This window comes from Paenibacillus sp. LT-B23 (genome assembly GCF_059417685.1).
The window spans coordinates 173688-195101 of sequence record NZ_JBSQBM010000006.1 but is presented as its reverse complement, the minus strand read 5'-3'; the positions used below and the strand labels follow the sequence as shown (position 1 = coordinate 195101).

General features: G+C 49.1%; 14 protein-coding genes and 1 pseudogene. 10 read left to right on the top strand and 5 right to left on the bottom strand.

Annotated elements, in window-relative coordinates:
* The first annotated feature begins 1 nt into the window (after position 1).
* The 5 genes from ACWXW9_RS10225 to ACWXW9_RS10205 are packed head-to-tail and all read left to right on the top strand — an operon-like array spanning position 2 to position 12741.
* Positions 2–2305 (top strand): glycoside hydrolase family 3 N-terminal domain-containing protein, encoded by a 2304-nt coding sequence (locus ACWXW9_RS10225; protein ID WP_494929311.1) that lies wholly within the window; start codon positions 2–4, stop codon positions 2303–2305.
* Complete coding sequence (locus tag ACWXW9_RS10220) at positions 2305–5475, top strand: alpha-mannosidase (RefSeq protein ID WP_494929359.1); 3171 nt, start codon at positions 2305–2307, stop codon at positions 5473–5475. Before ACWXW9_RS10225 ends, ACWXW9_RS10220 begins: the two co-directional genes overlap by 1 nt.
* Positions 5432–6751 (top strand): glycoside hydrolase family 125 protein, encoded by a 1320-nt coding sequence (locus tag ACWXW9_RS10215; protein WP_494929310.1) that lies wholly within the window; start codon positions 5432–5434, stop codon positions 6749–6751. The genes ACWXW9_RS10220 and ACWXW9_RS10215 overlap by 44 nt, the downstream gene beginning before the upstream one ends.
* Positions 6748–9903 carry a beta-galactosidase gene (locus ACWXW9_RS10210; RefSeq protein WP_494929309.1) on the top strand — a complete coding sequence of 1052 codons (3156 nt, stop codon included), beginning with the start codon at positions 6748–6750 and terminating at the stop codon, positions 9901–9903. The genes ACWXW9_RS10215 and ACWXW9_RS10210 overlap by 4 nt, the downstream gene beginning before the upstream one ends.
* Positions 9904–9942: 39 nt before the next feature.
* Positions 9943–12741 carry an alpha-mannosidase gene (locus ACWXW9_RS10205; protein ID WP_494929308.1) on the top strand — a complete coding sequence of 933 codons (2799 nt, stop codon included), beginning with the start codon at positions 9943–9945 and terminating at the stop codon, positions 12739–12741.
* A gap of 19 nt (positions 12742–12760) precedes the next feature.
* Here the strand turns inward: ACWXW9_RS10205 and ACWXW9_RS10200 are convergent, their stop codons facing one another.
* On the bottom strand, positions 12761–13192 hold the full coding sequence (locus tag ACWXW9_RS10200; protein WP_494929307.1) for a winged helix-turn-helix transcriptional regulator: 432 nt from the start codon (positions 13190–13192) through the stop codon (positions 12761–12763).
* A 163-nt stretch (positions 13193–13355) separates the two neighbouring features.
* Between ACWXW9_RS10200 and ACWXW9_RS10195 the strand changes: the two genes are divergently transcribed.
* Positions 13356–13916 (top strand): NAD(P)H oxidoreductase, encoded by a 561-nt coding sequence (locus ACWXW9_RS10195; protein ID WP_430043860.1) that lies wholly within the window; start codon positions 13356–13358, stop codon positions 13914–13916.
* 89 nt (positions 13917–14005) lie between these two features.
* Here the strand turns inward: ACWXW9_RS10195 and ACWXW9_RS10190 are convergent, their stop codons facing one another.
* The 3 genes from ACWXW9_RS10190 to ACWXW9_RS10180 form a co-directional block, all read right to left on the bottom strand.
* Positions 14006–15253, bottom strand: a complete 1248-nt coding sequence (locus tag ACWXW9_RS10190) for an ABC transporter permease (protein ID WP_494929306.1) — start codon at positions 15251–15253, stop codon at positions 14006–14008.
* Positions 15237–16556, bottom strand: coding sequence for an HlyD family secretion protein (locus tag ACWXW9_RS10185; RefSeq protein WP_494929305.1), 1320 nt, complete (start codon positions 16554–16556; stop codon positions 15237–15239). Before ACWXW9_RS10185 ends, ACWXW9_RS10190 begins: the two co-directional genes overlap by 17 nt.
* A 240-nt stretch (positions 16557–16796) precedes the next feature.
* The gene (locus ACWXW9_RS10180; protein ID WP_494929304.1) at positions 16797–17342 is read right to left on the bottom strand and encodes a MarR family winged helix-turn-helix transcriptional regulator; all 546 of its coding nucleotides are present in this window, start codon (positions 17340–17342) and stop codon (positions 16797–16799) included.
* Positions 17343–17638: 296 nt separating this feature from the next.
* On the opposite strand from ACWXW9_RS10180, the gene ACWXW9_RS10175 reads away from it, so the two are divergent.
* From ACWXW9_RS10175 to ACWXW9_RS10165, 3 genes and pseudogenes are all read left to right on the top strand, one after another.
* On the top strand, positions 17639–17761 hold the full coding sequence (locus tag ACWXW9_RS10175) for a helix-turn-helix domain-containing protein (RefSeq protein ID WP_494929358.1): 123 nt from the start codon (positions 17639–17641) through the stop codon (positions 17759–17761).
* A gap of 20 nt (positions 17762–17781) precedes the next feature.
* Positions 17782–18302, top strand: a pseudogene (locus tag ACWXW9_RS10170) (LysR family transcriptional regulator substrate-binding protein).
* Positions 18303–18325: 23 nt separating this feature from the next.
* Positions 18326–19501, top strand: a complete 1176-nt coding sequence (locus ACWXW9_RS10165; protein ID WP_494929303.1) for an alanyl-tRNA editing protein — start codon at positions 18326–18328, stop codon at positions 19499–19501.
* 7 nt (positions 19502–19508) lie between these two features.
* On the opposite strand, the gene ACWXW9_RS10160 is transcribed toward ACWXW9_RS10165, so the two are convergent.
* Positions 19509–20213 carry a YoaK family protein gene (locus ACWXW9_RS10160; RefSeq protein ID WP_404581192.1) on the bottom strand — a complete coding sequence of 235 codons (705 nt, stop codon included), beginning with the start codon at positions 20211–20213 and terminating at the stop codon, positions 19509–19511.
* A 115-nt stretch (positions 20214–20328) separates the two neighbouring features.
* Here ACWXW9_RS10160 and ACWXW9_RS10155 point away from each other — a divergent pair, with 115 nt between their 5' ends.
* Entirely contained in the window at positions 20329–21387 is a 1059-nt protein-coding gene (locus ACWXW9_RS10155; protein ID WP_494929302.1) for a DUF1835 domain-containing protein, read from the top strand.
* Positions 21388–21414 lie beyond the last annotated feature (27 nt).

Sequence of the window (21414 nt, the reverse complement as noted above, 5' to 3'; positions counted from 1 at the left end):
CATGTTGATTTATAAGGATAAAAGCAAACCGATCGAAGAACGGGTAAAGCACTTAATCGGTTTGATGACGATAGAGGAAAAGGTGGGTCAGCTTGTGCAGCCCTTCGGATGGCAAGTGTATGAGCACACAGACGGGAAATTGTCCCTGCATCATGCTTTCAAGCAGCAGGTGCAAAATGGGGGAGTCGGCTCCTTATACGGGGTGCTTCGCGCTGATCCGTGGACCGGGGTGACCTTGGAGAATGGCTTGTCTGCCAAGCAGGGGGCGGAGGCCGTGAACCTGATCCAGCGATATGCAGTGGAGCATTCCCGGCTAGGCATCCCGATTCTGATCGGCGAGGAATGCTCTCATGGTCATATGGCGATTGACGGCACTGTATTTCCGGTTCCGCTGTCCATCGGCAGCACGTGGAATGTCGATCTGTACCGTGACATGTGCCGCGCGGTTGCGAGCGAAACCCGCGCTCAGGGCGGGGCGGTCACGTACTCGCCCGTGCTTGATGTGGTGCGTGATCCGCGCTGGGGACGCACGGAGGAATGCTTTGGCGAAGACCCTTATCTCATCGGCGAATTTGCTGTTGCCGCCGTGGAGGGGCTTCAGGGGGAAAGCTTACTCAGCGAACATAGCGTGGCTGCCACATTAAAGCATTTTGCAGGCTATGGCAGCTCGGAGGGCGGACGTAATGCCGGACCTGTGCATATGGGCTGGCGCGAGCTTTTGGAGGTCGATCTGTATCCATTCCAAAAAGCGGTGGAAGCAGGGGTGCAATCTATTATGCCAGCCTATAACGAAATCGACGGGGTCCCGTGTACAGTGAATGCTGAGCTATTGGACGATATTCTTCGTCAGGCGTGGGGATTTGACGGTCTGATCATTACGGATTGTGGCGCGATTGAAATGTTGGCGAGTGGACACGATGTAGCCGAGAATGGATCGGATGCCGCTGTGCAGGCGATTCGCGCAGGGATTGATATGGAAATGTCCGGTGAAATGTTCGGAAGTCATCTGGTCGAGGCGGTTCACGCTGGCAAGCTGGAGACGAGTGTGCTGGATCGGGCGGTTCGCAGGGTGCTCACGCTAAAATTCAGGCTGGGTCTGTTTGACAAACCGTATGTGAATGCGGAACGAGCGGAGCAGGTGATTGGTCGGGCGGAGCATATTCGGTTGGCTCGTCAGCTTGCGACTGAAGGGATTGTGCTGCTCAAAAACGTCGATAGAACGCTTCCCCTGCCGAAAACCTCCAAGCGTATTGCGGTCATCGGCCCGAATGCAGATCAGGTCTACAACCAACTGGGCGATTATACATCACCGCAGCCGAGAGCCCGTGTGGTAACTGTACTTGATGGCATCCGTAGCAAGCTGGGGAAGGATCAGGATAGCGTTCTGTACGCACCTGGCTGCCGGATCAAGGGAGAATCTCGGGAAGGCTTTGAAAATGCACTGGCATGTGCGGCTGAGGCCGATACAGTGGTGATGGTGGTCGGAGGATCCAGTGCCCGCGATTTCGGGGAAGGAACGATTGATCTGAAAACCGGCGCCTCGAAGGTATCGGATCACGATTGGAACGACATGGAATGCGGCGAAGGCATCGACCGGATGACGTTGGGGCTTGCGGGGGTACAGCTTCAACTCATGCAGGAAGTCTACAGGCTGGGAAAGGAACTGGTCGTCGTTTATATTAACGGGCGACCGATTGCTGAGCCGTGGGTGGAGGAGCATGCGCACGCTATTTTGGAAGCATGGTATCCCGGTCAGGAGGGGGGACATGCAATCGCGGATATTTTATTTGGGGATGTAAATCCTTCCGGACGATTAACCCTCTCCATCCCTAAGCATGTCGGGCAGTTGCCGGTATATTACAACGGCAAGCGTTCCCGTGGCAAGAGGTATCTGGAGAACGATGCCGAGCCGCGCTATCCGTTTGGCTATGGTCTCAGCTACACGACGTTTAGCTATGAAAGGCTTACATTAAGCGCCAATTCGATCCGAGCGGGCGAATCCGTTACGGCTACAGTCGATGTAACCAACACAGGCGAACGGGAAGGGGCTGAGGTGGTTCAGTTGTATATCTCGGACACGGTGAGCTCGTTAACCCGGCCAGTCAGGGAACTCAAGGGCTTCTGCAAGGTTGTATTAAAGCCCGGGGAAACACGCACAGTGGAGTTTGTTATAGGCTCCGACAAGCTGCAATATATAGGGCGTGATCTACAGCCAGTCGTTGAGGCAGGGCAGTTTTCTATTCAAGTAGGCAGGCACTCCAAAGATACCCTGTGTGCCGAGTTGATCGTACGGGAGGACGAATGATGGAGCGTATCAGACGCTTGACTCGGGAATTGTCGGAATGCCAATGGCTGGAGAAGCTGGATTTGCGGAGTTGGAACATTACACGCTCCACTTACCAAACACCAGGTCAATACGAAGACACCACACCTTTATCGGAAGGACTGGACCTCAGGCGATTCCCCAGCAGTCAGGGGACAACTTATTTTTTTCGAACGCAGTTGGATGTACCGACAGCGTGGTTGAGAGAGCCTTTTGGATTGGTGTTTGAGTCCGGGGGAGAAGGATTGCTGCGGGTCAATGGTGCTTCCTATCACGGGCTTGACCGCAATCATACCTATGTCACGCTTAATCCGCAGGTCATCGGGCCTTCACCGGAATTGGACATAGAACTATTTGATCCTGTACCCGAACCCGTTGATCCACTTAATCGGCAGGCTGTCATTCAACCTCCGATTTCTTCTATTACAAGCTATCTTGTACGGCCAAACAAGCCCGTGCAGAGCCTGATGTATACCGTTACCGTTATTAGCGAAGCCGCTCTACTGCTGCCTGAGGGCGATATCCGCAGAATACGCCTGCTGAAAGCTCTGTATGGGGTGATGGATTGCTTTGCGAATCTGGAGGAAGACGCCATTCGAGAAGGGGGAGCGATCTCAGCCACAGAAAAGGAACTCATTCGGCAGGTTCAGGAGATCGGTGGAAATGCGCAAGGTTTGGAGCATATGGTAGGACAGTCGCACATTGACATTGCTTGGCTGTGGCCGATGCGCGAGACCGTACGGAAAACAAGCCGAACCTTCTCAACGGTGGATGCGCTGATGGATGAATACCCGGCCTATCAATATGCACAGAGCCAGCCGCTGCTGTTCTCTTTTGTAAAGGAAAATGATCCAGAGCTGTATGAACGGGTCAAAGCGAGAGTCGCCGAAGGACGGTGGGAGCTGGTTGGGGGGATGTGGGTTGAGCCTGATTTGAACCTGCCCAATGGCGAATCACTCATCCGCCAAATGCTGTATGGTCAGCGTTTTTACCAACAGGAATTCGGCAAAACCTCTCATATCGAATGGCTGCCGGATACGTTCGGCTACTGTGCGTCCCTGCCGCAGATTTTAAAGCATGGGAAGATGGACTATTTTATGACGACCAAGCTGGGCTGGAATGATACGAATGTGTTTCCTTACGATTTGTTTCACTGGGTGGGCATTGATGGCACTTCGATGTTGTCCTATCTCAATCATGGCGTGAATGAAAATACACGGCCGCAGGACATTCATGACCATTGGCAGTCCTATCGTGAAAAATCGGCGCATCCTGAGCACATGTTGCTCTACGGACATGGAGACGGCGGCGGTGGGGTTACGCGCGAAATGCTGGAATATATAGAGCGTTCTCCGCTGATGGTGGGACAGCCTGCGAGTCGGTACAGCACGGCGGAACAATTTTTTGCAGGTATAGATCAGGCGCATCCGAAGCTTCCCAAATGGCATGGTGACTTGTACCTTGAGCTGCACCGGGGAACCTACACGACCCACGCCCGCAACAAACGTAATAACCGGAAAGCGGAGGGAGTCTACCGCGAGGCAGAGCTGTGGAGCACACTGGCATTAACGAATCTGGAGCTGGAGCAGGCACAGGACATCCGTTCGGCATTGCATGAGGGCTGGAAGCTGATTTTGTTGAATCAGTTCCACGATATTATTCCCGGCTCGGCGATTACCGAGGTTTACGGCACTTCGGATAAGGAGTATCAGCAAATTTTCGAATGGGGACATGTCGGGCTTCAACAGGGGATTACGACGCTGGCGGCTCAAGTGAACACGGAAGGCTCGAGAACAGGAATGCCGTATCTTGTGTTTAACAGCCTGGGCTGGAGCCGTAGTGCCGTGATCCATATTGCTGCGGAATCGACAAAGGGATTGTATGCCTACCACTACGCTAAAGATGAAGCCGAGCGGCTGGACACCGATGTGGAGGAGGGCGGCATTTCGGTGCGTATTCCAGACATTCCTGCACTGGGCTACAAAACGATTTGGCTGGAGCGAGAACAGGCCGGAACAAGTGGACAGTCCGAAAAAACTGTGAATTCTGGATCGCTGGAGGATCGCTGGGAGACGGCATTGTATAAGGTGCAATTTAATGAGCAGGGCGAAATCATTCGTCTGCTGGATAAAGCGGCAAACCGTGAAATTGTGAAGCCGGGGGAACGGGCAAATCGTTTTCATTTATTCCATGATCGTCCGACGCTGTGGGATGCATGGGATTTGGATGACCGCTATGAGGAACAGGTAGCAGGAGAAGCCGAGTTGCTTGAAAAACGCTTAGTGCTCAAGGGAAAAACGAAGGATGTGCTGCGCTTTCGATGGCGAATCCATCAATCTGAAATGACGCAGGATATGATCTTTTATCATCATGAGCGACGAATTGATTTCAAGACGCATGTGAGCTGGAATGAAGCGCACAAGCTGCTAAAGGTAGGCTTTCCTGTAGATGTGGTTACGGACAAGGCGACCTATGAAATTCCTTTCGGTGCTTTGGAGCGGCCGACCCATCGGAATACAAGCTGGGAGCAGGCGCAGTATGAAGTGTGTGGACACCGATTTGCGGATGTTTCCGAGCACGGCTATGGCGTGAGTCTGCTCAATGATTGCAAATATGGCTACGACATTCAAGACAGCACCATCCGTCTGTCTCTGCTGCGTGCACCCAAATGGCCGGATAAAGATGCCGATCTGGGCGAGCACGATTTTACGTATTCGCTATATCCGCATGTGGCAGACTGGCGCAGCGCCCATACCTTGCGTCATGCGGCTGAGCTGAACCATGATATGCCTGTTGTGCAACAGCAAAAGCACAGCACCGGAGTGCTGCCGAGCAGCGGATCGTTCATTAACTTTGATAGCCGTCACGTTGTGCTGGATACGATCAAGCCGGCCGAAGATGGGCTGGGGACGGTTCTTCGTTTGTACGAATCTTCTGGGGGACGGGAGACGATCAAGCTGACCTGGCCTTACACGTTCAACGCAGCCTACGTGTCGAATGCGCTGGAGGAACCCGTGCAGCCGCTTGAGCTGGAAGGTAGCTGTCTCACGTTGTCTTTTATACCTTATGAAATTAAAACGATACGTTTGCAAAGGAGCGAAAAAGCTATTGGAACAATTCAGGCTTCCCAAAATACCGATGCCCGACCTTGACATGCCGCAGGCTGTTCAGGATGTACTCAAGGAAGCGGAGCAAGCACTGGCTCACAGGCCGAAGCTGCTGAAGCTGTTTAAAAACTGTTTTCCGAATTCGCTGGAGACGACGACCAAACTAATGGATGATGGGACAACGTTTCTCATTACAGGTGATATTCCGGCTCTTTGGTTGCGGGATTCCGTAGAGCAGGTTATTCATTATGTGCCGTTAGCCAGGGAGGATGCTGATTTACAGCGTATCATTGGTGGTCTGATCAAGCGCCATATTCATTATGTCCTCATAGACCCGTATGCGAATGCGTTCAATGAGACGGCGAATGACTGGCACTGGAATGCGGCTGATGAGACGGAAATGTCGCCATGGGTGTGGGAACGAAAATTTGAGATCGACTCGCTTTGCTTTGTCATTCGGCTGGCTTATATGTACTGGAAGGAAACGGAGCTTACCGATATTTTTGATTCAAAATTCAAGACGGCTCTGCGTAAAATGGTGGATGTGTTCAAAACGGAGCAGCGTCACCAAGAGCAATCTGCGTATCGGTTTACGCGTAATAACGGCATTTCCACCGATTCCTTGCGCAATCAGGGACTCGGTATGCCTATAAATTATACGGGGATGATTTGGTCGGGCTTCCGTTCCAGTGATGATGCTTGCGATTTCCACTACAATATACCCGGCAATATGTTTGCGGTGGTTGCTTTGCGGCAGATGCAGGAGTTTGCGGAGTGGGTATTCCGTGATCTGGACTTCCTGAACGAGCTGAAGGAGCTGGAGGCTGAGGTGGAGCACGGTATTCACTTGTACGGCATTTACCGCCACCCGGTATTCGGGCCTATATATGCTTATGAAACGGACGGATTTGGCAACTACTGCCTGATGGATGACGCAGGTACGCCGGGATTAATGTCCATTCCGTATTTGGGCTATACGACGGCGGACGATCCTATCTATCAAAATACGAGACGCTTCGCTTTAAGCCAGGAGAATCCGTTTTACTTTGAAGGCAAGGCGGCCAAAGGCATCGGAAGTCCGCACACCCTACCGGGTTACATCTGGCATATGGCCCTGTCTATGCAAGGATTAACGGCCCAGACCGCAGAAGAGAGGCTGGAAATGATCCGGATGCTGGAAGCGACAGATGGGGACACCGGATATATGCATGAAGGCTTTCATGCCGATGATCCCACGGTTTTTACAAGGAAATGGTTCGCCTGGTCCAACAGTCTGTTTGCCCAGCTTGTGTATAAGGCCATGAAGGATGGCTTGTTATGAATGAATCCATAGTAAACCCATCCATCGTTGTTTTCAGTGAGCAAGGCTTTCCCGCTATAGGGAGCCTGTTGCCAGACGGGGCATTTCAGGGAGTTGCAGACGTGGTGGTCGTACGAGCCGATGAACTGGCTGAAACGCTAAAGCATATGGACAACGGCTGCTTTGTCAATCTGCATGCACCGTACTTCCCCAAGTCCGCCTGGACCGAAATCGTGGCATTTCTCCACAGGGGAGGGGGGCTGCTTAACGTCGGGGGAGCACCCTTTAAGCATCCGATCCGCGATCCTGCTGATGAGTATGGAGACTGGGTAATTGAGACTGAGCAGACTGCGTATCATCAGGAACTGCATATTCATGAGGTGCTGAGAGTGGACGCGTCGAAGGTGGCTTCCCTGGTCGCATCAGAGGATATTCCTGTGCTGTGTGGTCAGGAGTCTCTGTTCCAGGTGGCGGATACGTGGAATCTCGTTCCACATACGACCAAAAGCAGCGATCTGCCGCACCAAATGGGCTCTGCCGGGCCGATAAATACGCGAATTTATCCTTTGCTCAAGGGAGTAAGTAAGGACGGAAGGGACATTGCCGCCCCGGTGGTGCTATGGGAGCATGCCCGAGGTCTATTTGCAGGAGCACGCTGGATGTTTGCTCATTTGCCATTGACGGATACCTTTTGGGAAAAGGATGGTGAACGGTTGCTTGCCCAATGGGCGAATTTCTGCGCCAAGGGGACGACGGAGCTATCTCTCAAGCCGAACTATGCGGCCTATGAGCCTGGAGAACGCGCTATACTGACGCTTCAAACCCAAAGGTTGCAACGAGACAAAGCCACGCACAGGGATCAGGAAGTATGGAGTTTTGACCTGACGGTGGAACAAGTGTTGGATGACGGCGGCCAGCAGGTATGGAGCCAGCGTTTGCAGATTGAGGTTAGCAGGGAGCAAGGCTTTGTACGTATTCCCCTTACCTTTTCCATCCAAAGCGGGTTGTATCGAGTTATTTGCCGGGCCGAATCACCGGATGGAGAAGTGCGCATGTTGAGGCAGGGGTTTTGGGGGCAGGATGCCGGGCTGCTGGCCGAAGGACAGAACATGACGCGCAGCCGGGATTATTTTATAAAGGATGGGCGCCCGTTGCCTGTTGTCGGCATGACCTATATGACCTCAGATGTAGCACGGAAATTTCTGTTTTTGCCCAATGCAGCCGTATGGGACCGGGATATGGCCCAGATGGCCAAAGCGGGTATCAACTGGATTCGTACAGGGGTATGGACGGCTTATCGCAATATGATGCAGATAGACGGGCACGCCTCGGAAGAGGCGCTTCGCGCGATTGATGCTTTTTTGCTGACAGCCAAAAGGCATGGATTGCAGGTGACGTTCACGTTCTTTTCTTTTACACCGGAAACATGGGAAGGGGTTAACCCTTATCTCGATCCGCAAAGCGTGGAAGCACAAAAGCGGTTCATTCGCAGTATTGTCAGCCGGCACACGGCTACAACCCATGTGGATTGGGATCTGATTAACGAGCCTTCCATGTTTGATCCGTCGCGCATTTTCGCGGATGGTCCGCGTTCTGCGAGGGACTCATGGGAACAGGAGGCGTTCAGCACGTGGTTGAAGCAACGGCACGGCAGTATTGAGGCTTTGCAGGAAGCGTGGAACATGACGCCACAGCAGCTTCACCGTTTTGCTTCTGCCACGATTCCTGAGCCGGAGGAGATCAACTTCGGTGTTCAGGATATGCATCAGGCCAAAAAGGGGGCCAAATGGCTGGACTACTGCCTGTTTTCGATGGATATGCACAATCTGTGGGCCGAGCAATTGGCGACTACAATCCGGGAGCTTTGTCCCGGGCATTTGGTAACTGTAGGTCAGGACGAGGCACTGGGCGCGCAGCGGCCATCTCCGTTTTTTTATGAGGCTGTGGTGGATTATACGACGGTGCATTCATGGTGGCTGAATGATCATTTGGTGTGGGACGGTATTTTTGCCAAAACACCAGACAAACCGAATCTCGTGCAGGAAACCGGAATTATGTATGTCGAAACGCCGGATGGTCGAGCCAAGCGTTCAGAGGCGGAGCTGCGTGACATGCTGGAGCGCAAGTATGCGTATGCCTTTTCGACTGGTGGAGCGGGTGCGATTCACTGGATCTGGAATACGAATTTTTACATGGATAATGCCAATGAATCGCACATCGGGGCGCTACGTGCGGATGGGACCGAGAAGCCGGAGGCAGAGGTGTCTTACGATTTTGGGTGTTTTATGAATGATATTCGTGATCTGTTTACGGACCGGGAGCTGGAGGAAACGGTTGTCGTGTTTCCGTATTCCAATGATTTTTCCAACCGATCACTTGCTTTTGGTGCCACAACGCGGCTTACCCGGGTGATGTCCTATGATCTCAAGCAGCCGTTTCGTTCTGTCTCCGAGTATCATCTGGACTCGCTCAAGCGGCAGTTACCGAAACTGATTATGATCCCTAGTGCGCACAATTTCGACAGTACATCGCTGGAACATCTTCTGGAAATGGTGCGATCCTGCGGTGTGACTTTACTAGTCACCGGACCGTTGGGCCTTGATCCTTACTGGAAAGTGAGCGACCGGGTCGATGATATTATTGGGCAGCGTACGCTGGGCAATGTCCAACGGGAGGAAGTGCTGAGTCTGGAGGGTCAAACCTTCCCTGTCTCATTCGGTCAGCGACGAATCGCTGAGGTGGCTAAGGAGGAACAACTGTCACTGGAAGCGGCTGGAGCGATGGGTGATGAAGTCGTGAACCTGCGGCTTGGCAAGGGGCTCTTGATCTGGAGTCCGCTTCCACTGGAGTTGAATGGCAGGGATGAGCCGATTGCTGAGCTATATCGCTACGCCCTCACTGCCGCCGGGGTGGAGCGAGAGCTGGAGTGGATAGACGGTGGCGATCAGCCGGGACTATACGGACGTAAACTCAACTTCGAGAACGGGGGCCTGTATATTTTCGTATCGGAGTTTTCCAGGGATACCCCGGTGCGTATTCGGGATAAGGAGACTGGAATATCCTACGCTTTTCTGCTGCCAAGGAGCCGTTCTGTCCTGTTTGCTGTGGATCGCGAAGGACGGTTGCTTGCGGTATATCGTCCCGAGGACGTGAATATTAAAGTGATGCAGTGAACAAATGTCAGGTCATGACATACGGTGGGGAGATATACGATGAGCGAGCACAGGGATGAACCAATCAACAATCAAGCCGGAAGCAGGGAAGCGGGCACATACACAGACAGCAAGACGACAGCACATATTATTTCTCATACCCACTGGGATCGAGAGTGGTATTTGCCTTATGAGAAGCACCATATGCGCCTGATTAGCCTGATGGATTCTCTGTTGGACAAACTGGAGCAGGACCCGGATTATAGAAGTTTTTACCTGGACGGGCAGACGATCATTCTGGAGGATTATCTACAGGTTCGCCCCGAGCATAAGGAACGGCTGGAGCAGCATATTCGCAATGGTCGTATTTTTATCGGACCCTGGTACATCTTGCAGGATGCTTTTCTGACCAGTGGCGAAGCCAATGTACGGAATATGCAGATCGGACACCGCGATGCCGAACGTTACGGCAATCCGTCCAAGATCGGATACTTCCCCGATACGTTTGGTCTGGTTGGGCAGACTCCGCAGTTAATGCTACAGTCGGGGATTACGAATGTTTTCTTCGGAAGGGGCGTAAAGCCGACAGGGTTTAACAATACAGTGTCGGATAGAGGCTACGAGTCCTCCTTTTCGGAACTGTTATGGACGGGGCCAGACGGATCGGAGGTACTCGGTATTTTATTCGCCAACTGGTATTCCAACGGCAATGAGGTCCCGGTAGATGAGGCGGAAGCCAAGGTTTATTGGAAGCGTAAACTGGATGATGCGCAAAAATATGCTTCAACTGGCGAGCTGCTGTTCATGAACGGATGCGATCATCAGCCTTTACAGCTTGATTTACCGGAAGCGATCCGTACGGCACAGAAGCTTTATCCGGATATCGAGTTTGTTCATTCCAGTTTCAACGATTATCTGACCTCTCTGAAACAGGCTTCCCAAAGGCAACTCTCGTCTGTGAAGGGAGAGTTTCGCAGTCAGCGCACGGACGGCTGGGGAACGCTGGTGAATACGGCTTCTGCCCGGGTGTATTTGAAACAGATGAACCAGTTGGGACAAGTGATGCTGGAAAAAGTGGCTGAGCCGCTTGCGACCTGCGCGCATCTGTTGGGGCAGGCTTATCCTCACCATTTGTTCACCTATGCCTGGAAAACACTGATGCAGAACCATCCGCATGACAGTATTTGCGGCTGTAGTGTGGACGAGGTGCACCGTGAGATGGTGACCCGGTTTGATAAGAGCCGTCATGTAGCCGAGAGCATTGTGGATGAAAGCATAGAGGTCATTGCGCAAGCAGTGGATACGACGGGCTTCAGTTGCTTGGGAGAAGATGCGTTGCCACTCGTGATTTTTAATACGTCAGGCTGGGAACGCAGTGGGATGGTGTCGGCAGAACTGGAAGTGGTGCGTCTGTACTTCCGTGAAGGATACACGCTTGAGGAGGCCGCCCATCGAGCGAAGAAAATGGATCTTTCCGGGCGCGTACTGGTGGACGGTGAAGGGCGTCCGGTGGCATGCAAGATGGAGGATCTCGGGCTACAGTTCGGTTATGATCTGCCGGATGACCGATTCCGCCAGCCTTACATGTCTCGTCGGGTTCGCCTTACCTTTGAGGTTGAACGTGTGCCCCTGCTAGGCTTAAAAACCTATGCTTGGCTGAGAAGCAATGTCGAGACTGACACCTCTTCACTTTTTCATGGCAGTCGAAGTATGGAAAATGATCTGCTTCACGTCGAAATTGCGGATAACGGCTCTTTTATCCTGACGGATAAGCGTACAGGCCGCAGCTACAAAGACCTTGGCGTATATGAAAATGTTGGTGATATCGGCAACGAGTATATGTTCAGGCAGCCCGAGGGAGAGCAGGCGCTGACCACCGAAGATTTGATTGCTGACATTCGCGTGCTTGAAGATACACCTTATCAGGCATCCGTGGAGATTATCCAACATTGGGAAATACCGGCCTCTGCGGATGAAACGCTGGAGCAGGAGCAGCGAGAGCTGGTTTATTATCCGCACCGTCAGGCTCAGCGCCCCCGACAGACCGTTCCGCTGACGATACGGACCGTCATTTCTTTATCTCGGAACAGCAGGGGTGTTTCCATGGAAACCATCTTCAACAACCAGGCCAAGGATCACCGACTTCGCGCTCTGTTTCCGACAGATATAGACTCTGCTGAGCATCGGGTGGACTCCATGTTTGAAATTGCAATCCGGGATAATGAACCCGCACCTGAGTGGGAAAACCCAAGCAACACACAGCATCAGCAGGCGTTTGTGGATGTAAGCGGGGAACAAGCCGGTCTGACCGTAGCCAATCTCGGGTTGAATGAATATGAAATGCTGCGTGATGGACGTAACACGATTGCAGTAACGCTGCTTCGCTCAGTTGGCGAGCTGGGTGATTGGGGATGGTTCCCGACGCCAGAAGCGCAATGCCCAGGTGAGCATATCGCCCGTCTGGAGATCATTCCACATGATGGCGACGGTATTCAGTCCGGCGCATATACAGAAGCCTATCAATACCAAATTCCTTGGATTGTAAAACAAACGGGGATTCATGCGGGTACAGTTGCTCCAGATTATGCGCCGTTTGATTGGAAAAGCGCAGAGCTTTCCTTCTCCTCAATGAAAATGAATGAGCTGTCGGGGGACGTGCTATTACGCTGGTACAATATGAGTCATAGTATAGCCAAATTAACTATCAAGCCCGAGCCGCAGCAGTACGATTTTTATAAAAGTAATATCCTCGAAGAACAGGGAGAAGGCATCGTAATGGATTCTTCTGATGAGTTACATCAGGCTGTAAAGCCGCATGAAATTATCACGCTAGGCTTCAAATTGAAGCCTCAAAAGTAAATGGGAGCAGCATGCACGTTTAGCCTCGATGATGAGTTACTTCATCGGGGCTTTTTACGATATTGCTACTTTTTTCCACACAAGGCTCTTCCATAGAATATTCCTCCAGCACCGTTGTTTTATCACCATAAACCCTGTCTAAGTGTTCTTCTCCCCATAAGCAAAAACGATCGAGCAGATCTTTAAAATCCCATCCGTATTCACTAAGCTCATACTCTACTTTGGGTGGGACCTGGTTATAGATAATGCGGTGGATGATTTCGTCCTTTTCCAGCTCTCTAAGCTGCTGTGTGAGCACTTTTTGGGTGATTTTTGGAATGAGCTGACGGAGCTCATATGTACGTTTTCTGCCGCTGGTTAAATGATACAGGATAATGGCTTTCCATTTCCCGCCGATGACCTCAAAGGTTGCTTCAGTCCCTAGCATATATGTTTTGGTATTATCTTTCATTTGCTTTTCTCCTCTCGGATCTGTAGTGCAAAAAAGCACTAAGGAACCTTAAAGTACCTACGGTACATTGAAGTGCGTACTTCACACTTTCATATATATCAACCATAATAGCATCTGTAGACAGGGTACACCAATCACGAGGAGAAAGAAGGTTACGGATAACATGAAAGTTCTATTGGTCGTTACGCATCCTAGAGAAGATTCACTTACCCTTGCAGCTATGAATCGTTTTGTAGAGGGATTGAAGGAGAATAAGCACGAGGTAGATATTTTGGACTTGTATCGGGATGGGTTTAATCCGGTATATAGCGCGGCAGATGAGCTGGATTGGAATACGCCTCATAAACAATATGCTCCTGAAACACGGAGAGAGATGGACAGAATTGCTGCTGCGGATGCTCTGGTCTTTGTATTTCCTCTATGGTGGTACAGTGTTCCTTCCATGCTAAAAGGGTACCTGGATAAAGTGTGGAACATAGGTTTACTTGAGGAGTTCAAGACAAAACAGGTCTTGTGGCTGTGCTTGGCGGGAGGAACGAAAGAACACTTGATCAAGTATGAATACCACGATATAGTTACTAATTATTTGAACAAAGTGATTGCTGTCTACGCGAGAGTAAGAGAGTCCAGGGTTGAGTTCTTCTACGATACCTTGTCCGAATCGAAAGAATACATTGAAGGTTTGCTGGAGCACGCTTATCAATTAGGTCTGGCATATAAGTAAACCTGAGGTAGCTATCCCAAAGCACCTGAAAAACCACTTTTATAGTGATTTCAAAGGTGCTTTTTATTTTAAGTATGAACTGGGGATAGCTATCCTTTTATTGGCTCGTGTATAGGCGCTGGCGGTCCTCCTTGTACAGATATCCCGCCAGGCGTGCTAGTTGGACCAACGGAATGAGCTACCCCCATTCCAGGAGCATCGCCTGTAGCATTTTTGGCCAGCTTTTGCTTTTCCCACAGTGCTCTGGCTATAACCAGCATGGAGAGTACACCGACATATAGTAACAGTGATCCAAGCTCGGGAAGCATTTCTTGTAAAGGCGCACCACGCAGTCCCATCGAGCGCACAAATTTGTACAGCCATGCAAATGGGAAGAAATCACCGATTTGGATTGCTAAAGGCGGAAATAACGATCTTGAGAGAACAGCTCCCGAGAGAACAAAAGCAGGCATGAGTACAATAACCATTCTGCCGATGGCTACTCCCGGATGTGCGGCTCCCCATGCTACCAGAATATTGAGACAAACCGTACCGAATACGTACAGAACAACCGGAATGATAAAGAGAACCGGATTGGCCTCGAAACGGCTGCCCCCAAACATTTTAAGTACTCCGAGAGAGAAGATTAAACCTGCCGTCGAAAACAGCGTGTAAGGAAGAATACGCAGCAATATATTGAACGGATTCTGAAGTTCTGCAGCCAGCCTTCGGGAAACCCTTAGTCTGGCGATCAGAGGCAAGCTGTTAATATTAAGCATCATAAAAGAGAACATACAGGTAAATGCAAGCACTGATGTATTCTGATAATCATTGGTTGGATTAAAGAGAGAACGTACTTCCAGAGCAATACCATTAAGGGCTCCCTGGGCCTGTTCCGCGTTCATTCCGGTTTTCATGATAGCTGGAACGGACAGTTCCATATTCTCGGATACGCTAATTTCCTGCATGGCCGTGCGAATCAAAGTAATAGATTGCGCATTGGTATTATCCAGAATCAGCCCCACACGACTGGAAAGGGAGCGATTGTGATTGGCCTCCAAACCCTTCGGCAGAGAAATAACAGCCAAAAATTTCTCGTGATAAAAATATTGTTCAGGGTTGTCAGTGTATGAAACAACCTCAGCCACGTTCATATTAGGGGAGGTATCTATTTTCTGGATGAACTCACGGCTATAGGCTGTGTTATCCTGATCCACCACGACTACGTTAGCTTCGTTAATTTGGCTGCTTGGGAGTAGCAGTGAATATCCCAGCACTGCAATCAGCGGGAAAATGATAGCTATGATCGGATACTTGGAATGAACCAGGTACGTCCATTCATCACGAAGAGATTTCATCAGTATTCACCTCAACTGTCATACCCGGTAGCAAAGTAGAATCTTTTGGTACATATACACGTACTTGGAATGTGGCGGTATCCGCCTCACCTTTTTCACGAGACATTTTTACATTGGCGAATTGTGGTGCAGATGTAACATAGCGTACAACACCTTGCAAATCCTTATTTAGAGCCGAGATGTGGGTTTTAACTTCTTTATTGGCTTTAAATTTCCCCACTTGATCCTCGTTCACGTAGAGATCGTAATATAACTCGTTGGTTTCTAAAGTAATAACGGGAACCCCTTGTCCCACATTTTCGCCCACTTTGGTACTGATAGCAGTGATCTTGCCATCCTGCGGTGCTTTCAACACCAGACGTTCTTTTTTGAGTAATAGCGTTTTAAGCTGAACTTCCTGGGTTTCCTTTTGTTGCTGTAGAAGATCAACGGCCAGCTTCTGATCGGCTAGCTGTTGACGACTTTGCTGAATGGTTTCCAGTTGTGTTTTGGAACGATCCACGGACAATTGGGCACCACGAATTTCTTCCGCTGCTTGTTTTACAGCAACAGATGCTTGTGTTGTTTGCTCTTTGGCTTGCATTCGTTCTTCTGTGGTTGCGCCATTGAGCAGCTTTTGCAGAGACTCTTGTTGCTGACTCAACTGATTTTTAGCTAAAGTCAATGATGACTCGGCATCATCCAATGCAGCTTTGGATACACTGCCTGCATCATATAGTGCTTTGTTACGATTATAGTTAGTTTGGGCCGTCTGAACGCTTTTGGTTGCGGAGGCTACTGCAATTCGCTGTTGCTGAATATCCTCATGTCGAGCACCATCATTGACATGCTTTTCCGCTGCTGTGGCTTGACGCTCAGCCGCTTCCGCCCGTTGCAATGCCGCGTGACTCTTACTTTGAGTTACTTGAGATTGCGCAATATCAAGCTGTGCCTGCTTTTCTTGAGTTACAGCTCGTGCATAACCTAAGTCAATTGATTTTTGCTGTTGGCTAATCTGTGTATTGAACTGGGCAATTTGCGTTCGCAGTTGTTCAATTTGCAAATCAACATCTTTGGCGTCCAGCGTCATAAGGATAGTACCTTTTTTTACAGGAGTTTCCTCTTTTACTGGAATGCTAAGGACTTTTCCGCCTACTTGTTCAAAGGATACATGAATGCTGTCCGAATTCAGGGTTGTACCTTTAACAGATCGTGAAGCATTGACTTGGTCTTGTCCGTTGGTTTGACTGAGAAAACCTCCGCCGATCAGACAGGCAATAGAAATTAGAGGAATAATGAGACTGGTGACTTGTGTGCGATTCATTGAGTAATTACGCTCCTTTAAGTTAATCAATTGGCTTAGGCATGGAAATAGAATAAATAATAGGGTATGTAAATATTATTTATTTTAAAATTAAAAAGTAACCCGGCTAACTAAAATGTAAATTTTAGAGTTATTATGGTTGAATCAATTTCATAATACCCTCAGTAGCTTTAATGAAGAGTACATATAGATCAAAATGGTTTAATTTGTCTATATGTAGTATACATTTCGTTGGCTTAATCATTTATGAAATTGATTCGGTTTCGCTTTTTTATATATTTCTTGTGCTTGGGGAATGCCGAGTTCTATTTTTTGCAGTAACGTCAGCAATAACTCTTTTTCATCGGTGGATAGGTGGCTCATCAGCTTGGAGGTGCTTGTAAAATGTACAGGCAGCAGCCACTCCATCAATTCTGTCCCTTGGTCAGTCAGTTTGACGATACTCATACGGCGGTCAGAAGGGTGACTTTGTCTAATGACAAAACCATCGCGCTCTAAGCGGTCAATGAGTCCGGTAACAGTAGGTTTGCTTATTCCCACTTTCTCCGCAAGCTCTGTTGCCATCAGTCCTGTATTCGTGTTTCGGTACAAGAGAATTAATATTGAAAATTTTCCATGAGATATACCGAATTGTTCAAAGCCCTCAAAGCTAACTTTAAAAGTACTGGAGGATACGCGCATAAAGAATAGCATGGCTTCTGTGGCTTTGATATCAATCTCGGGAATACGTTTGGAAAATTCTTGAAGTGTTTCACGAGTGGGCAAATCCCGTAAATCAAAATCCATAGGGTTCTCCTTTCGACTGGAAGTTATTACAATTCTAAATTTTGTTAGCTGGCTAATCATAATACAATAATATTTTAATTACAAGCTAAATTTTAATGAGATTCTTAGTTTACGGAGTTTATAAAATTTTATCGGAAAGCGGAAGTTTAGATTTGTTCCCTATTTTTTTGCCCGCACCACCATCATCATACATATGATCAAAGCCAGTATGAACCCATTTATTCCTGCAGCGAGCAAGAAAAACGTATGATGAACGAACATGCGCAGGAACGTGGCTATGAGGATCAACAGCATAGCTGCATTTTTCCGAGGCCGCCTACAAGCTGGGGATTTCGCAACCCACGCTGAGCCAGCAAATACGGGTATTAGAGGATGAGGTGGGAATCCCTTTGTTTGACCGTATCGGCAATCTGATCTGACCCATCTCCATACCGGTCATTTGCGTGTTGCGGTTCTGCCCTCTGATCTGGATTATCGTCTGATTCCTATACTGATCAGCTTTCACAAGGAGTTTCCTCATACGAAGGTTCAGGTCATTCCCTCGATTGATATTTACAATGAAGTGCTTGATAATAAAGTGGATATTGGAGTAGGCTTGGGGATTCATTCGGATCATCGTTTGCACCGGAAGATTTGGCCAAAGTGCCTTTACTGATGTTTCCCAAAGGATTTGTCGGGCGTGATCTGGTGGATCGTTGGTGTGAAGATCAGGGGATTTTAATCCATCCTTTGATGGAAACAGGCTCAGCAACGTCTCTGTTTCAACTGGTGAAAGAAGGCATAGGAGCTACGATTCAGCCGAGCCAATTGATTGAAAGCTTCGGGTCACTAGGGATTCGCGCGATTCCGATCAAGCATGCACCTACCCGACATTTGGAAATGTTTTATCGCGTAGATAAATATGTAGGTCCAGCCGCAAAAGCCTTTATTCGAAAAATGGAGACATTTTTTAAAAATTGAAATCCAAAGTGAGGAATCTTTGAATGACGACAAAACTATATTACTCTTCTCCGACCCTTACGGAGTGGGAGACTCATATTACACGCAGCATGGAAAGAGAAGGCGGATATTTTGTTATGCTGGAGGAAACGGCTTTTTATCCGCATGGAGGGGGTCAGCCATGTGATACGGGAACGATTCAGGGCGTTCCGGTGGTGGATGTTTTTCTGGAAGAGGGCGATATTTGGCATCAGGTCGAACGTTTGCCGGAGGGTGAAAAGGTAGCTTGTACGTTGGATTGGGAGCGCAGATTTGATCATATGCAGCAGCATAGTGGACAGCATTTGTTGTCGGCGATTTGTCGGGAGCTGCTGGGAGCGCGGACGGAAAGCTTTCATCTGGGACAAGAGTACGCCACAATAGATGTAAACTGTTCTGAACTGACACCTGCGCAGTTATCCGCCATCGAGCAGGAAGTGAATCGGCAAATCTATAGTAACCGCAGCATCCAAAGTTATATAGTGACGAACGAGCAATTGAAGGACATTCCACTTGTAAAAATGCCTAAAGTAACGGAGAATATCCGCATTGTCGAGATTGAAGGTATTGAATACAATGCTTGCGGCGGTACACATGTTGGCCGAACCGGGGAAATTGGAATGATCAAATGTCTGAAATGGGAGAAGCAAAAGGGGCTGGCGAGAATCCATTTTAAATGCGGCCTTCGCGCGCTTCAGGACTTTAACGAAAGTCTTCGGATTTTGGACGTGCTGTCTGCGAGGTTTAATACCGGGCGCAAGGATATTTTGACCCGCTTTGAAAAGTGGGAGCAGGAGCACAAGCAGCTCAAGGCACAAGTGGACATCCTGCAAGAGGAAAATACTTCGTATCAGGCAGCAGAGCTGCTTTCTGCTGTTCAGGGGCAGGTTCTGGCTCATATTTTTGAACAAAAAACCTTTCAGGAAATACAGCAAATGGCTGCCAAGCTGACATCTGAACATGATTTACTTGTATTATTAGCCACAACAGCAGAAAACAAAATCATTCTGACGCATAACGGCACACAGCATGTTGCCTGCGGAGCATACTTTAAAGAGCATCTGGGCGCGTTTCAGGGTAAGGGTGGTGGTGGCAACCAATCGGCTCAGGCAGCATTCTCGTCCCGTGAAGACCTTTTGAGCTTTTTTGAAACCGCCCAGCGACAGTTTATTCAGGGCTAATGCAGGATTAGTGGCTCAGGGGTAGCTTCCACTTATGTTCTTTTTCCGTAAATAAAATAAAAGAAAAAATGAGTGCCACGACAGCGCCCCAGATGGCTTTATCCCCAATAGCTAACGTCAAAAAACCTCCCAGAAAAGCCCCGACCAGAAAGGTGATCAGGATGACACCGTAACGCATGGCGCGAATGGCAGCATTCGTGTCCTTGGTCGTAATGGCGATATACACCGCCTCTGTGGCAGATCTGAGGTTCCCGGTGCTGACGGTGGAAGTGTACGGCGCATCAATGAGCTTGCGGAAGGAAGTCATTTGAACGGAAGCAACGAATGAGACGATCACCGTCACCACCGTATTGGGAACCCCCTGCGGAATCAGACCCACGATGAAAAAAATGAAAATTTCCAGCAGTAGAATGGCACGGGCCCAGTCCGGTGTCAGGCGGTGGGTAGATTTTCTCTTAATCCCCTCAGCTACAAAAACACCCAGCGAAAAGGCGATCAGGGGCGGGATATGGGCTAACGCCTGACCCCAGTTTCCCTGAATGGCTTTGACAGCCAGTAATACGATATTGCCTGTCTGAGCATTGGCGAACACGCCATCTCTTCCGACAAACGTATATGTGTCCAGAAAACCCCCTACTAATGAAAGTAAAGCGCCCAGTCGTAACGATTCGGACGTTACTTGATGTAAATGGATTTTGCCTTTCATATTCACGGCATAAGCCTCCTATGCTACAACGTCGATTCCTCTAACATAGCACGACTATTCTGATTCGACAATTCCATTGGACACTGCGGCACGAAAAACAGGTGTAAAAGGAGAAAAAGTCATGGAGAATAAAGGATTTGTGGAGGCAATTCGCAGCATGACTGCGGGCGAACAAAGATTATGGCTGATAGACATCATACAAGTGACAGAAGCTGTGAAACGGAACAAAGCTTCTAAAGATGATTTGTATGAGCAAGTGTCAGAGTTATATGATTACTTGCTTGAGACTCAAAACAGACGCTCCTGGTGGGAGCCTGACGAGGGTAACACGCAGGTGCATATCGTGATTGGCGATTCTTTTGCAGGGAGTATGAAAATAGCACTCAAACAACTGGGATGGGAAGATACACATCGGGTTATTTCTTTTCGGGATAACTATGCCATCGGCCCATTGTGGCAGCTTCAGCAGGAAATGGGGCGTAGGCAACGGCGGGAATGGTTCAGAGATCATATTTATGATGAGGATGCTGAAAGGGATGATTTTCTGTTGCTGGAGCAGTTTGCTGCTATTCCAGCGCAGGCGGATATTACGATCTGGACGGGGAGTAATACTCCTGAGCAAGTGGGGCTTCGTTTGAGCATGTACCTGCTGAGGAATATGTCTAACGATATTCGGATTAAAAATGCGGCAGATGCTTACAGCCTCGTATTTAAACGTCCGGATGCTACAGGCTTAAGATCAGGCGAGATACCTGCCGACAAACTACAAGCTATTCTAAGTCGAGAGGACAAGGGTATTTCTTTAACACCAGAAGAAAGAGAACGAATGGCGGAAGAATGGTGTGAGCTGGCGATGAAGCCTGAGGTGCTACGTATATGGAAGGATGGAAGCATCGTTAATGTAGAAGAAAACTATTATGATGCCTATATTTTGAGTAAGGTGGATAAGTTGCACAAGCAGCAAGCACAGCCTGATTTTATCAAGTCTGCACGGGTGATTGGAGAGGCTATGGGGCATCTGGATCAACAGATTGGAGATGGATTTTTCGAATATCGCCTCCGAGCCTTGGTTTATAATGGAACGTTGGAAATTAAAGGCGTCCCAGGAGCCATGAGACGGTATAGTATTAGAAAGAAAGCATCTCCAAGTCCAATAAAAAAAGGGCTTGAAAATGCTTGATCGTATTACCTATAATGTTGGGCTCGG

Coding starts and splice junctions, on each gene's coding strand:
- ACWXW9_RS10210 (WP_494929309.1), top strand. CDS start 6,748: ATGAATGAATCCATAGTAAACCCATCCATCGTTGTTTTCAGTGAGCAA.
- ACWXW9_RS10220 (WP_494929359.1), top strand. CDS start 2,305: ATGGAGCGTATCAGACGCTTGACTCGGGAATTGTCGGAATGCCAATGG.
- ACWXW9_RS10225 (WP_494929311.1), top strand. CDS start 2: ATGTTGATTTATAAGGATAAAAGCAAACCGATCGAAGAACGGGTAAAG.
- ACWXW9_RS10195 (WP_430043860.1), top strand. CDS start 13,356: ATGAAAGTTCTATTGGTCGTTACGCATCCTAGAGAAGATTCACTTACC.
- ACWXW9_RS10185 (WP_494929305.1), bottom strand. CDS start 16,556: ATGAATCGCACACAAGTCACCAGTCTCATTATTCCTCTAATTTCTATT.
- ACWXW9_RS10180 (WP_494929304.1), bottom strand. CDS start 17,342: ATGGATTTTGATTTACGGGATTTGCCCACTCGTGAAACACTTCAAGAA.
- ACWXW9_RS10155 (WP_494929302.1), top strand. CDS start 20,329: ATGGAGAATAAAGGATTTGTGGAGGCAATTCGCAGCATGACTGCGGGC.
- ACWXW9_RS10200 (WP_494929307.1), bottom strand. CDS start 13,192: ATGAAAGATAATACCAAAACATATATGCTAGGGACTGAAGCAACCTTT.
- ACWXW9_RS10190 (WP_494929306.1), bottom strand. CDS start 15,253: ATGAAATCTCTTCGTGATGAATGGACGTACCTGGTTCATTCCAAGTAT.
- ACWXW9_RS10205 (WP_494929308.1), top strand. CDS start 9,943: ATGAGCGAGCACAGGGATGAACCAATCAACAATCAAGCCGGAAGCAGG.
- ACWXW9_RS10165 (WP_494929303.1), top strand. CDS start 18,326: ATGACGACAAAACTATATTACTCTTCTCCGACCCTTACGGAGTGGGAG.